Below are 13,844 nucleotides of genomic sequence, written 5' to 3'. Positions count from 1 at the left end.
GGGCCGGCCGATCCCGTGCTGCGCGACCCCGGCGAGCTCGTGCGGTGGGGCCTCCCCCTGGCCGAGGTGGTGGCGCGGCTGGCGGCCGCCGTGACGATCGGCGGGCTGGCGGTCGCCGTCACCGTCCTGCCGCCGGCCGGGTCCCGGCCCGCGGTCCGGGCGGCGACGGTCGCCGCGCTCGTGTGGGTGGCCGCCCAGGCGGCCTGCCTGGTCCTGACCGCGCTGACCGTCGTCGGCTCGCCGGTGGCCGACGACGGCACGCCCGCCCTGCTGGTGTTCCTCGGCACGGCCCCGGCGGGCCCCTTGCTCTGGGCCACCGGGCTGGCGGGCGCGGTGGCGGGCGTGCTGCTGGGCGTGCCCGAGCCCGCGCGCCGCCCGGCCGCGCTCGGGGTCGCGCTGCTCGCCCTGGTTCCGGTCGCGGCGGCCGGGCACGCGACGGGCCACGGACCGGGACACGGTGCGGCCTCGGCGCTCTGGCTGCACCTGGGCGCGGTGACGGTGTGGGCCGGCGGGCTCCTGGTGCTGGTGGCTCTGTCAGCCAGGCGAGGAGCAGGGCTCGCGGGCGGGGCCGCCTCTGTCGCCGCGGTTCGCCGGTTCTCGCGCGTCGCGGGCTGGTGCTACGCCGTCGTGGCGGCGTCGGGCGTGCTCGCCGTGCTGGCCATGTCGGTCTCCCCCGGCGAGCTGTTCACCACCGCGTGGGGGCTGCTGCTCGTGGTCAAGGCCGTGTTGCTCGGGGCTCTGGGCGTGGCCGGCTGGGCGCACCGGAGGGTCGTGATCGACCGTGCCGCGCTGCACGGCGGGCGGCCGCTCGCCCGGCTCGCGGTGGGCGAGGTGGTGGTGCTCGCGGTGGCCGTCGGGCTCGGGGTGGCGCTGAGCGGGGTGGCGCCCCCGCCGTCGGCCGCGCAGGACGCGGCGCTGCCTCCCCTGTCGGTGGCGACGGCGCTGACCCGGTGGAGCCCGGAACCGGTGATGGCCGTGCTGGCCGTCGCCGGGCTCGTGACCTACCTGCGCTGGGTGGCGCGGCTGGCACGGCGTGGCGACCGGTGGCCGGCCGGCCGTGTGCTCGCCTGGGCCGGCGCGATGTTCCTGCTGCTGTGGGTCACCGGTGGCGGTCCCGCCGCCTACGGGCATGTACTGATCAGCGCCCACATGGTGCAGCACATGGTGCTCGTGACGGCGGTGCCGGTGCTGGCCGCGCTGGCGGCGCCGGTCACCCTCGCGCTGCGCGCGCTGCCGCGGGCGGCGGACGAGCCGCCGGGACCGCGCGAATGGTTGCTCGCCGTGCTGAACGGCCCGGTCGCGCGGGTACTCCTGCATCCCGTGGTGGCCACCGCGAACGTCGTGGTGAGCATGGCGGTGTTCTACGCGACGCCCCTCTTCGAGCGGAGCCTGACGAACGGCGTCGTGCATCTCGCGGCGGTGCTGCACTTCAGCGTCGCCGGATACGCCTTCGCGACCCTGCTGATCGGTTCCGACCCGGTGCCGCACCGGCCGCCGTACCCGCTGCGGCTGGTCATGCTCGCGCCCGCGATGGTGTTCCACACGGTGCTCGGGCTGGTGCTGGTCACCAGCTCGCAGGTACTGCTCGCGGCCGACGTGCTGGCCCGGGTGCGGCCGGAGTGGCTCACCGACCCGGTCACGGACCAGCAGGCCGCCGGGGCGCTCATGTGGGCGCTCGGCGAGGTGCCGGCGCTCGGGCTGGCCCTCCTGATCGCGACCCGCTGGGCGGCGGCCGACGCGCGCGAGCAGCGCCGGGCCGCCCGGCGGACGCGGGCCGTGACGACGGCGCCGTGACGTCAGCTCATCGTGGTGAGCAGCTCCCGGCAGGCCGACTCGCAGGCCCGGCACGCCTCCGCGCACACGCGGCAGTGCTCGTGCATGCCGGCGTGCTGCTCGCACTCGTCCCCGCACGCCTGACACGCGGTGATGCAGGCGTCGAGCAGCGCCCGGCTGATGTTCGCGTCGTAGCCCGTGTGCCGGGACAGCACGCGAGCCGTGGTCTCGCAGATGTCGGCGCAGTCGAGGTTGGTGCGGACGCACTTGCGCAGATCGGCCACCGAGTCCTCGCTGAGGCAGGCGTCCGCGCACGCCGTGCACGCCTGGGCGCACTCGACGATCGCGTCGATCACCCCCGCCAGCTGGGTGCGGTCGAGGTTGATGGACTTGGGATAGGTCTCCATCATCGTGGTCGTCTTCATCGCTGCTCCTCGCGTGGGGTCGAGCGGCGGGGCGCCGGGCCACGCCGCCGGGGTCCCCTTCACGTTAGGAAGCGGGCCGGTCACTCGCATCAGCGGTGCGGGCGGGCTGGTGGGGTCTGGCGGGGCGTGGTCGTGATCCGGTTGCGCGGGGTCCGGTCTGGGGTCCGGTCTGGGGTCCGGTTGCGAGGCGTGCCCGGGCACGACGTCGGCGGTGGCCGGGGTGAATAGCCTGCTCGCCGGCGGGTACCGGAACGACGTCGCCCGGGACACCGGCCCGACCCAGCAGAGGAAGGCATCATGAGCGAACAGCACCCGCGCCGACAGAGCGCCGAGCCCCCGGACACCGCGAACCACCACGCCGGGAAGATGGACGGCACGAGCCCGCACGCCGAAGATCGGAACGCTGGCCACCGCGACGGCGGGCACGGGGATGGCGGGCATCAGAGCGGCTCCGGGCACTCCCGGATGATGTATCTGCGGTTCGCGGCGATGATCCTCACCGGCATGGTCGTCATGTACTTCACGATGTTCGTCGGCTCGTGGGAGTGGAGCCACGTGCGCTTCAGCGAGAGCCGCGTCTTCATGGCGCTCACGATGGGCGGCGCGATGGGCCTGGTCATGCTCGCGTGGATGCTGAACATGTACCGCAGCGTCAAGGCCAACATCGCCGTCGTCGCCGTCAGCGCCCTCCTGCTCGCCGGCGGGGCGTTCCTGGACCGCAGCCAGATCACCGTGCACGACACCGCGTTCATGAGCGCGATGATCCCGCACCACTCCCTGGCCATCACCCGGTCGGAACGGTCACACCTGGACGACGTGCGCGTGTGCGAACTCGCCGTCGAGATCAGCGAGGCGCAGAGGCGGGAGATCTCGGAGATGGAATGGCTGATCGAGGACATCCGGCAGAACGGGGCGGCCACGACCGACCAGGAGGCGGAGGCGCGACCCGTGCCGGATTTCGCGGAGAGCGCCGATCGGACGTGCTGAGCGGACGTGTTGAGCGGATGCCCTCGGCGAACGCGCCGGGCGAAGAAGGCCGGGCGCACGGTCAGGCCAGGTCCGCCAGCCGCCGCTCCAGGAGTGTGCGGTCGCCCTCCCGGTCCACGAACTCCAGGGCCCGCCGGTAACTCGCACGCCGCCTCGTCGGTCCGGCCGAGACGGCGCAGGAGATCCGCGCGCACCGCCGGCAGCAGGTGGTACTCACCGAGCGCACCGCCCCTGCGCGCCGCACTCCGCCGGTCGCCGGGCGTGGCGTCGTTGATCGCATCCACCGCCGCGAACGCCGCCTCCGGCCCGGCCACCTCCGCGAGGGCGATGGCCCGGTTCAGCCGCACGACGGGTGACCCGGTCATGTCGACGAGCACGTCGTAGAGCCCAAGGATCTCCGCCCAGTCGGTCTCGGACGGCGACGGCGGGTCCGAGTGCAGCGTCGCGATCGCGGCCTGCACCTGGTACGGGCCGGGCCGGCGCCCGGACAGCACGTGGTCGAGCACGGCGATGCCCTCGTCGATCTCCAGGCGCCGCCACCGGGAGCGGTCCTGTTCGCCGAGGGTACGGATGACGCCGTCGGGCCCCACGCGGGCGTCGCGGCGGGCGTGCTGGAGCAGCACGAGGGCGAGGAGTCCCTGCGCCTCGGACTCGGACCCGCTGGACGCGGACGCGGGTGGGGTCGCGGAGATTACCGGCCTGTCCACCAGGCCCGGCTGGCCCGACGCTCAGCGGCTCATCGTCCGCAGGGTCCGGCCTTCGGCACGCGACTTCAAGCAGTTGACCCGAGTTCGAGAAGCAGACCGGCTGGAAATATCAGATCACCGCCCGGCCTGACCAACGTAGAAGCGTCACTATACGCACGGCCGAGGCTGACACTACTCTCGCGGAGCGCCGACCGCGCTCCTGTATCCGACAGAGTCACCCGCCCTCACTATGCATTTTCTCTTGAAGCGCTCCGATCGTGCGCCTGATCCGCTCGTCGACTGTCGTGTCATCTGCTAGCACTGCCGCAAGCACCTCGGATGCCTCATCCAACCTTTCACGAATCATGAACCCTACTGCGAGATCGAGAAGTTGCGGCACCGTCAGTGAATATCTACGGTAGTTCGTGAGCAGTAAGTCGAGCGAGGAGAATTCCCCATAGAACAATTCTCCGAAATCCTCCAGGTCGCCAACCAAGCCTTCGACAACTGGGCTTACTTGGTCAATTCCGGAAACCATCCACCGCGTTGCATCAGCACCTCCATCAACACGCTTTACCAAATGAATGAGATCGATTCCAACCGTTGATGTTCCCGGACGCTCTTCGCCCATCAATCTGCCAACCACGTCACTGACCGCCGGGAATCGGATCCCAACCTTCGGTAGAACTACGATACGTCCACTCTGGCGGAGAATGTCGGCGACGAATCGACGACGGCACTCAACGACTGGCTTCTCGTAGACCGTCACGTCACCGAGCTCGATAACCTGCCATCCGCGCCCCGCAAGCTCCGAACTGAGTCTTTGACGCCAAGTCAGATCTAGCAGCTCGGGCACGTCCACAGCGATACCTCCAGGTCCAATCTGATCGTAGAGCCGCGAGGATACCCGATCCCAGCAAGCTTGTCCGTGCGAACTTCTACACCGTTGCGCAACTGTGGGTATCCGACCGACTGGTTCGGCGAGAGACCTCCCCCGTTGGTCTTAACTTCAATAGCCTTCAACACGCCGTTCGGATCACGCGCCACGAAGTCTGGTCGAAACTTGGTGCCGTCCGGAGCTTTCAAGGTGACTTCGCTCGAGATATCCGTATAACCACTACTGATCAGCTTGTCCAGTTCGGCCATCTCCCCCATGTCCCCATGAGAATTTCCTGTAACTGGACATGAATCGTTGTGAACAAGGATCGCGTCAGCATCCGTATCAGCAGCAATATAATACGTGTGGTCATCCGCGACTGTCAGGTTGTGTACTGTCGCTTGCTCATGCCGAACGTCGATCGCGGTGACTTGCACCGAGGTGCCGACGGAAGTTTGGAGCCGGTCGCCGACTGTCAGGGCGATCGCATCGACCCAAGCCTGTGACGCTTGTTCCCAGAGCGGGTGCGCGTCGGTAGCGACGATCTGCTGGTCGTGGCCTTCGGCGTCAGTCACCGTAATCGTAACGAGGGTCTTGTCTCCGGTACCGGAAATCAGCGCGGTAACTTCACGCCCTTCAGTCCGCTCGCCAGTCTCTTCATCGGCCGCAAGCACCTCGTCGCCAAGATCGATGTCCTCAATCGCCTTCCGGGTACCGTCAGCGAGAAGAACAAGCGTTCCAGATACGAAGCTATTACAGTCCGGCGAAGTTCCACTACCAACACTGGTGCCAGGTTGGCCATCGACCGACTTCATGGCCCGTTTGATTGCGACGGCCGCCGCGCCTCCGGCGCCTCGGGTGAGGAGCTGTTCGGCGAGCATGCCGGCGAGGCGCCCAAGGGCCTTGGCCTTGGAGCCGTTGACGAACTCGTCATAGAGGCTGGTTGCCTCGGCGATGATGCCCTCGAGGATCTTGGTGGGGTCGACGGCGTCAAGGAACAGCTGCTTGTTCAGCTCGTAGAAGCCGCCGCAGTTCGTGAGAATCGACTGCGCACAGGCCTTGAGTTGTTCCATCTCGATCTCGACCAGGTCGATGATCCCGGTCACGACCTCGACCCCATACCCGATGAATCCCTCGGCGAATTCCAGCGCCCAGTCAGGCGTGCCCGCCGGCAAGACATCGCTCACACCACTCTCGACGTCTACCTGAGGATCGGGTTCGTCCTCACCGGGTGGCGGCACCACGATCGGTTCACCGGGGATCGGATTCCGAATCCCGAACAGCCCGGATGGATCAGAGTAGGTGTTGGGATTGGCGTTGCCATATCCGTACGCGTTCCACTGCTGAGGGTTCGTCAGGTCCATGACCGGGTCGACCGACAGGAACCGCCCCGTACCGGGATCGTAATAGCGCGCCCCGAGCATGAGCAGCCCCGTCGAGTCCTGAGGCGCGCCCAGGAACCGGTGGTCTCCCGGTGGCGCGGCGCTGTCACCGCGAACATCGCCGAAGGGCAGGGTGTAGTGCTTGGTGATGCCCTGCGTCGGCAGCGCCGTGTTGTGCACACTCGCCAGCGGGGTCCCGTGCGGGTCGTTGATCAGGGAGGTGACCCCTCCCATGCCGCGGTCGGTACGCACCGCGACGGTCTGTCCACCGAACATGTAGTAGCGGGTCGCGGTGACGGTCGCCGCAGCCGCGTCGAGGGTGACCTCCTGCCCTCCGCCGACGTACAACGTGACCACTCCGTCCTGCTTGCGCAGGACTCGATCGCCATCAGCGGTGTACATCATGGCGACGTTGCTCGTGGTCGTGGTGCCGACGCCCCGCTCGCCGGTAGTGCTGCCGCCCTCGTCGGTCTCCTCGTCGGTGCCCTCGTCCACGGGCTCCTCGTAGACCGTCGTGGCCGTGGACACGCCGACGAGCTCACCCTCGAGGTCCCACGTCAGGTCCTGCACGACGTCGGTCAAGTCGCTGACCGTGACACGGCTGGTCGTGTTTCCGACACCGTCATAGGTCATCGTCTGACAGGCCGCACCGGTCGCAGCCTGGGTCGAGATCGTCGCGGCCTGATGCGGGCCCTCCGCGTCGGCCGTGCAGTCGTCGGCCACCGGGTCTCCCGCACCCCCGGCACCGCCGGGGATCAGGTAGTCCTCGACAATCTCCGTACCGCCCGAACCGCCGGCCTCCGGATCGCTGCCGTCGGGCATGCGAAGGGTGTGGGAGGTGCGGTTGCCCAGCGAGTCGTACTCGAACGACTCCCAGTAGGGCGCGACGCCGTTGTTCAGGCCCGCGACCGACGGCGCCTCGGAACAGTCGCCGCTGTCCGGAGTCCACGCCTCGGTCAGGCGGTTCAGCCCGTCGTACGTGTAGCACTGCCGGTCCGCGGCCATCCCCTCATGCGTGGGCACGTCCTTCGCCGACAGGATGTTTCCCGCCTGGTCGTACGCATACTTGAGGTTCAGGTCCTTGCCCGAGATCCGCTCGCGGTCCAGGGACACCTGCTCCAGACGGCGGGTGCCGGGCTCGTACTGATACGAGACCACGGTGCCGTACGTGTTCCCGAGGTCCTGGTACAGCAGCTCGCCGTAGGCGTTGAACCGCGCCTCGGCCACATATGTACCCCACCCGAATCCGCCGGCCATCCACTCGGGCATGCCCGTGGCGGTGTACCCCGTCGTGACGGTCTCACGCTTGAGGTTGCCCACGCCCTGGTACGTGACCGACTCGACCTGCCCGTCCGCCATGTACGAGTACCGCGTCTCGAACGTGCGGTCCTCTGCCGACGAGCCCAGAAGGGCCAGATCTGCGTTGCCCTCCGGCAGGATCACCTGAGAGGCGATCGTCCGGTAGGCGGCGTCAACCTCGGTGACCGCCGTGACGTACTCGTCCGCGTCCGTATCACTGTCGCCCGACCCGTCCGGCGCATACCGGGTCGCCGCAGTCGTCAGGCCCTTGATCGCCTGGCCCGCGTTCGGTCCGTGGACGTACCGGTCGTGGGTCCACGTGGCACGCAGTGCACCGCTCGGGCTGTCGTCACGCAGCGACGTGACCCGGCCGAGCGCGTCATAGGTGTAGGCCAGCGTGCCCTTGGCATCGGTCACCGTGATGGGCTGGCCGGTCTCGTCGTACGTCGTGGACGTCGTGCCCCGGTCAGGGTCGACTGCTTCGGTCTGCCGGCCCGCCAGGTCGTACCCGTATGTCCAGGCGTTGCCCTCCGGGTCCTCGACCTTGTCCATGCGCCCGGCATGGTCGTACCGGTAGGTCGTCGTCTGGGCGGGCAGATCTCGAACCTCACCCGCAGTGTCAGGATACGCATCAGCGGCGGGATCGCCCTGGTCCCTCACGTACTGCGTCAGGGCGATCGTACGGCCGTGGGCGTCCACGGTAGCCTCGGTCGGCACAGCACCGGCCGGCGGGATCGAGAGCGTGGTGGCGCCGTCGTACACGGTGCGGGTACGCCACCGCTCATAGTCCGGATTGTCCGGGTTGTTGTCGTAGAAGATCTCCGCCGTGGTGCGTCCCGCGTCGTCGTACACCATCCTCGTGGTGGCCTCGGGGACGTCGTCGGTCCCGACGATCGTGGTCCCGGGTGACGTGTCGGGCTCGAACCACGGACCTTGCACCTGGTAGACGCGACCCGCTTCGTCGTACTGGATGTCCGTGATGACACGGCCCGGATCGGCCGCGTCCACCGACTCGGTCTGGGTCTGGATGTCCCGGCCCAAGCCATCGAACAGCGATGTCGCCTTCTGGTAGGTCGCGCCGTCGGCGCGCAGGGTCCGCGTCGTGATCGCGTTGATCCCGGATGACGAGATCGTGTACTCGTACCGCAGACTCGCACTCTTACCCTGCCGGTCCGGCAGCCAGACGCGGGTCAGGCGCCCCGCGCGGTCGTACTCCGCGGTCGTGACGCGACCGTTGGCGTCGGTCACCTTCGTCGGTACGCCCCGGTATGTGGAGAGCGTCGTCGTTGCTGTGTGCGCGGTCAGAGGACCGGTCCCGTCAGGGTCGGGTGTACGGGAGGTCGTCTGCGTGAGAATGCCGCCCGCCAGGGTGTAGTCCGTGCGCGTGGTCCGTCCGGCGGCATCGGTGACCGCGACCGGACGGCCGACCGCGCCGGGATAGCTCCCTGGCTCGTGCACGTCGAAGCTCGTCGTCGTGTACAAATCGCTGCTGGACCAGCCCACGGCCTCGAACGTCGTCCCCACTTCCGGGCCACGCTCGGGATCGATGCTGCGCGTCTCGGTCAGCAACCCCTCGGTCGGGGCCTGTCCGTGGGCCTGCTGGTCGTAGGAGACCCGCGTCGCCGAGATGAGCTTGCCCGGAGTGCCGTCGTCCTGGGTGTCACAGGACCCAGCACGGGTGATGGTCTGCTTCAGCGCCCCGGTGATGTGGGTCGTCCCGGGGTCGTGAAAGTCAGAGCGCGTGCAGGTCTGGTCGTCCCCGACGTCGAGGTCTCCCTCGTTGTCGACCTGCGTGGTGTTGCCGTACTCGTCCATCGTCTTGGACGTCCGAGTGGTGTGGTCAACGACGCCGTCCGCGCCCAGCAGCACCGAGACGGTCGTCATCGACGACGTCCGTGCCGTCGTCAGGCCGTCGTGCGTGATGCCCTCGGCCACGACTGGATCGGTCACCGTCTTCGACAGGACGCGCTCGTTCCCGCTCGCATCGGTGCCGTTCAGTCCGGTGGACACCAGGACCGAGCCGGCCAGGTGCTCGTGGTCCTCCACGGAACGAGTGACGTCCCCTGCCGTGGCGCTCACTGTGCCCCCCAGGCCGCGCAAGTACCTGGTCCGCGAGGACGGACCATCCTCACCCTGGCGGATCACGACCTGCGCGTAACCACGGAAGTCCGACCACGTGCGGTCGACCGGCTCGTCCAGCCGCGGGCTGTCGAGCCGCGCCCAGCCGGCGCCGCCCTCGTAGTCGTAGTACGTGACCTGGTCCGGGTCACCGTGCCCGGACTCGCCGCCCGCGCGCACTCCACCCGCGGTCTGGGTCACCGAGGTCACGAGGTAGGAGTGGAACCACTCCGTGTGTGCCTCGTCCTCCCCGGCAACGTGCCATCGCACCGGGAAGCAGTTCTTCGTGTTCGCCTCCTGCGCCGCCAGGGAGGTGTCCTGCGTGTTGGCGGGGGTGCAGTCGGAATTCGCGTAGCTGATCGAGACCATGCCGCCGGTCTCGTTGACGATGTCGGTCACGTGGAACCGGTTCATCGCCGGGAGCCCGTCGGTCAGGTCCGCGTGGTTGACCCGGGCGGGCTTGGCTTCTCCGGCGAACCACGTCTTGAGCGGGTCGACGGCGGCAGCATTCGGGTCGCCGCCCGGTGTACGGGTGATCGACTGGAGCCACAGCAGCTTGCCCGTCCCGTCGCCCGGGTCGCGGAACTTCTGCTGCAGGCCGTACGTGTCGATGTCGCGGTAGGCGCCGTCGATGCGCGCCCGGGTGGTGATGCCGGTCAGGCGCTTGCGCGAGAAGAAGGCCGGCGCGTACGACTCGCAGTCGTCGCCCGAGACACAGATCAGGTCCATCGGGGTGTCGCGCCAGCGCTTCATCTCGGAACGGGTGGGCTTGGTCGTGGTCGGGCACTCGGCCGAGCCACCGAAGCACCGTTCGGCCACGTCGAACTCCACGCGGTAGGGCGCGCTCGCGTGCCCGGCCTCACCGGTGCGGGTGCCGTACTCGATCCGCTTCAGCGTGCCGCCGCGGGTGTAGGTCTTGTCGCCGTCGCGTCCCACGTCCGCGGCGTACCGGTTGGTCTCCGCGCTGTACGTGTACGTCATCGTGTTGCCGAGCGTGTCGGTCACGTGGTCCAGGTTGAACCGCCATGCCTGCACACGCTCGGAGTCGGCAAACGCCGTGGCGTGCCCCGGCTCGCCGGCATGGTTGCCGTAGACCGGGACGGTCCATCGGGAGTCCTGGTTCAGGCTGTCGTCCTCGAACCGGTTGTCCCGCCCGAAGGTGTGCACCGACCCGTCGACCGTGACGACGCGCCAGTACTCCTTCGATCCGCGGTCGGTCGCGTCCGGCCCGCCGGGCAGGATCTGCTCGACCAGTGTGCCGTCGTCAGCCTCGGGCACCCAGATCGCCTTCGTACTCGACGACGCCGCCGTGTTCTTGACGAGCTTCGTGGTCTTCCCGCCCAGGGACATGACCGCGTTCTCGCCGTCCCAGCACAGGTCCGCGGTGTCCCGCGTGGCATTGTTCGGCGTGTCGCCGCCGTCCGCGTCCTGGTCCGCCACGCACGGCACGTACGACCGCTCGATGAATCCCGTGGTGAGGTCCCAGCCGTCGCCGACCCACGACGACTGGTTGTTCGCCCCGGACACGCGACCCGCCAGCGACGAGCTCGAGTAGCCGATCGCGAGCTGCGGAGCCGGACCCGCCGCCGGGGACGGCACCGTCACCGGATAGGACCAGCCCATCGCGCCGGTCGCGCCCGACACCGACCACTCGCCGGTCGGGTTGATCGGCGTGGCCGCCCAGTCACCCGACGCCGACGACGTGCCTGACGTGACCGCGAACTTGTCCCCCGTCTCGGCGTCCGCCGCCGTCATCGGCTGCTCGGCCTGCAGGGCGCTCACGCCCGTCGTCTCGCTCTCGGCGCTGAGCTCGCCGGTCTTGGTCGGCTCGTCCGATCCGGACGACGCGGCCTGCTCCACGGTCTCGGCGCCCGCGGCCGGAATCTCCAGCGTCGCGGTCAGCGTCTGCGCGTTCTCGTCGTTCGAGGTCTCGACCAGCTCGGGCTGGCACTCCGGTGCGTCCGGGGTCTCCTCGGCACACGCCGGGATACGCATGACCCGCAGGCGCCTACCCCAGTCCGCACCGGCGGCCTCGGTGAACTCGCCGTAGTCGACGGTTGCCTCGACCGCACGAGTCTCACCCGCAGCCGCGGTGCCGACGGGCGTGCTGTCCGTCACCTCCAGGACGACGCCCGTGACGCCGTCGGCCTCCGTGGAGGCCTGGTCCGCGACATCCACGACGACCTGGTCGGGCGCCTCGCCCTCGGCCGGAGCGGCCACGGTGAGGTCCAGCCCTCCGACGTCGACCTGTGTGGGCTCCGTGGTCACGGGAACCTCCGCGACACCCCCGACGGGCAGGTCCTCGACCGGTGCGGCGGCATCGGGCGGCTGCTCCTCGCCGCGCGGCTCCGGGATGATCTCGGCCGGGGCCGCGGTGTCCGGGGTGTCGGCGTCGTCGATGACGGGTGCGAGGTTGTCGCTGCGGGCGGCCAGGTCCTGACCTTCGCCCCCGTTGTCGAGTTCGGGCTCGTACTCGATCGTCAGCGACGCGGCGTGGTGATACCTCTTCCACCCGAGGGTCATGTCCTCCTCGTTCGTGGCACGCAGCCCCAGCGACACGGACCCGCCGTCGACGTCGGCCAGGCGCTTGGCCGCGGCGGTGGCGTCCCAGGTCACCGTCTTGACGTTGTCACACGCCGTCTTGTGCGACACCACCTGCTCGTCCAGTTCCTCCACGAAGGCGGACGCACCCCACGACGCCCAGTCGGAGTCCGCGCCGAACGGGCTCGTACGCCACAGCTGAACCCCGCGCGGGTTGCAGTCCCACGAGTGCTCGCCGCTGGCCGAGAACTCCGCACTCGTGATCCGGTCCGCATCCATCAGACCGATCTGGTCCAGGCCGTCGAACCGCCAGCCCAGCCGGAACCGGGAGTCGGCCACGCACCCGGCCGCGACGTCCACGTCGCACAGGCCCAGGCCCTGGTCGCCGTCGAACATGTACTGCGCGGTCTCGCCACCGGCTGGCTCGTGCACCATGAGCCACGCGTTCGGCGAGCCGGAGAAGGCCGGGTCGGCGAACACGGGGAACTGGGTCGCGTCATCGAACAACCAGTCGGCGTCCAGCCCGAGCCGTAGTCCGACCGTAGAGCGCTCGCCCACAGTTCCGGCTCCGCCCGCCACACCAGGACCACTCCCGGCGGGCGCACCGCCGACGGTCAGGCGACCGGTCGGGCTCGCCTGCCCGCCCGCTGTCATGCCGTTCAGAACATCGTCAGCTCCGAAACCACCGGAGTCCCCCGCCTCGTCCGCGCCAACCGCGGCGTCCTGATGACGCGGCGCGGCGGGAACGAGATCCACCCCGATTCCCGTGGACCGGTCTCCCGGAAGAGCCGATCGCGCGTGCACCGACCGGTCGTTTGGATCGACGCCGTCGCCCGCCAGGTGCTCCCACCCAGAGGGGCCGCGGGCCCGCAGTGGGCCCACCGCTTCCTGGCCTGGCAGCCGCCAGGACGATCCGGCGGCCTCCGCCGTCCCGGTCAGGTCCTGTGACGTCGAGTCCCACGCCCGGGGCGCGGGGGTGGTGAAGATCTCCTGGCCGAACATGTCGGCCGCGACGAGTCCGCCCTCCTGACGGGTCACCTGCAGCCCCGCCGATGTCGTCAGCGGAAACGTCAACGTCTCGATGCCGACCTTTTTGTCGGCGCGCTCGGCGGCCTCCCGCGAGGAGAAGACCAAGGTCTCCGTGAAGCCGGTCGCGTCCGGGTTCACGGTCACCACCAGGTCCACGCCGTCGGTGATGACATCCGGGTAGGTGACCTGATCGCCCTCGAACCGCGGCGTGGTCAGGTCGAACGGGGCGTCCAGGATCAGTTCGTGCCCGTCGCGCACCATCGAGGCCAGCGACTGGCCCGCGGTGCCGTCCGAGAACGTCAGCTCGTTCGGGCTGACGGCGACCTCCAGACGCCCGTCGCCCGAGTCCCCGGCCACCACGCGAGGATCGACCGGCAGCCATGCCCCGTCCACCAGCGCACGCTCGGCCAGCGCCGTTGCCTCCACACGCATAGTGCCCGACGGCGTGGCATACACGGTGGTCCACGACGTGCGCTCGGTACGGACCTCGACCTCCAGCTCACACGCGTGCGCCACCTTGAGCGCGGTGGCCTGGTCGTCCGAGACCGTCACGCACTCCACGCCGGCCGCCGCCGGCACCGCGAGCGCCGGCTGCACGCCCAGCGTCACCGCCACCGTCGCCGCGACGAGCCCTACCCCCACCGGCTTCCCGCGTCCCACCATGGCGCTCAGGCCAGAGGTCATCCGGCTCGCTGCCTGCTTCACGATCCTCGTCCCACCCGTCCCG

Annotated in this window: 5 protein-coding genes and 1 pseudogene; 2 read left to right on the top strand and 4 right to left on the bottom strand. The window is 69.4% G+C overall.

All coding sequences use genetic code 11. From position 1 onward, the window contains the following. The coding region (locus J0911_RS05005; RefSeq protein ID WP_207274363.1) for a cytochrome c oxidase assembly protein at positions 1 to 1,794 on the top strand (1,794 nt) is incomplete at its 5' end. 2 nt (positions 1,795 to 1,796) lie between these two features. Here the strand turns inward: J0911_RS05005 and J0911_RS05000 are convergent. Continuing rightward, positions 1,797 to 2,198, bottom strand: coding sequence for a four-helix bundle copper-binding protein (locus J0911_RS05000; protein ID WP_207274362.1), 402 nt, complete (start codon positions 2,196 to 2,198; stop codon positions 1,797 to 1,799). Positions 2,199 to 2,495: 297 nt separating this feature from the next. On the opposite strand from J0911_RS05000, the gene J0911_RS04995 reads away from it, so the two are divergent. Next, positions 2,496 to 3,185, top strand: a complete 690-nt coding sequence (locus tag J0911_RS04995; RefSeq protein WP_242636301.1) for a DUF305 domain-containing protein — start codon at positions 2,496 to 2,498, stop codon at positions 3,183 to 3,185. Between the two features lie 554 nt (positions 3,186 to 3,739). Here J0911_RS04995 and J0911_RS20995 read toward each other — a convergent pair. The 3 genes and pseudogenes from J0911_RS20995 to J0911_RS20990 all read right to left on the bottom strand — a co-directional run. After that, a pseudogene (locus J0911_RS20995) lies at positions 3,740 to 3,808 on the bottom strand (hypothetical protein); the annotation flags it as partial. 298 nt (positions 3,809 to 4,106) lie between these two features. Then, on the bottom strand, positions 4,107 to 4,733 hold the full coding sequence (locus tag J0911_RS04990; protein WP_207274361.1) for a hypothetical protein: 627 nt from the start codon (positions 4,731 to 4,733) through the stop codon (positions 4,107 to 4,109). Continuing rightward, positions 4,712 to 13,822 carry a polymorphic toxin-type HINT domain-containing protein gene (locus J0911_RS20990; protein WP_207274360.1) on the bottom strand — a complete coding sequence of 3,037 codons (9,111 nt, stop codon included), beginning with the start codon at positions 13,820 to 13,822 and terminating at the stop codon, positions 4,712 to 4,714. Before J0911_RS20990 ends, J0911_RS04990 begins: the two co-directional genes overlap by 22 nt. Positions 13,823 to 13,844: the final 22 nt, after the last annotated feature.

It is taken from the genome of Myceligenerans salitolerans, from assembly GCF_017349295.1.
GTDB classification, from domain to species: Bacteria; Actinomycetota; Actinomycetes; order Actinomycetales; family Cellulomonadaceae; genus Myceligenerans; species Myceligenerans salitolerans.
Note: the sequence above shows the minus strand (reverse complement) of the source record. Positions and strands in the feature narration are given on the sequence as shown.

Coding starts and splice junctions, on each gene's coding strand:
- J0911_RS04995 (WP_242636301.1), top strand. CDS start 2,496: ATGAGCGAACAGCACCCGCGCCGACAGAGCGCCGAGCCCCCGGACACC.
- J0911_RS05000 (WP_207274362.1), bottom strand. CDS start 2,198: ATGAAGACGACCACGATGATGGAGACCTATCCCAAGTCCATCAACCTC.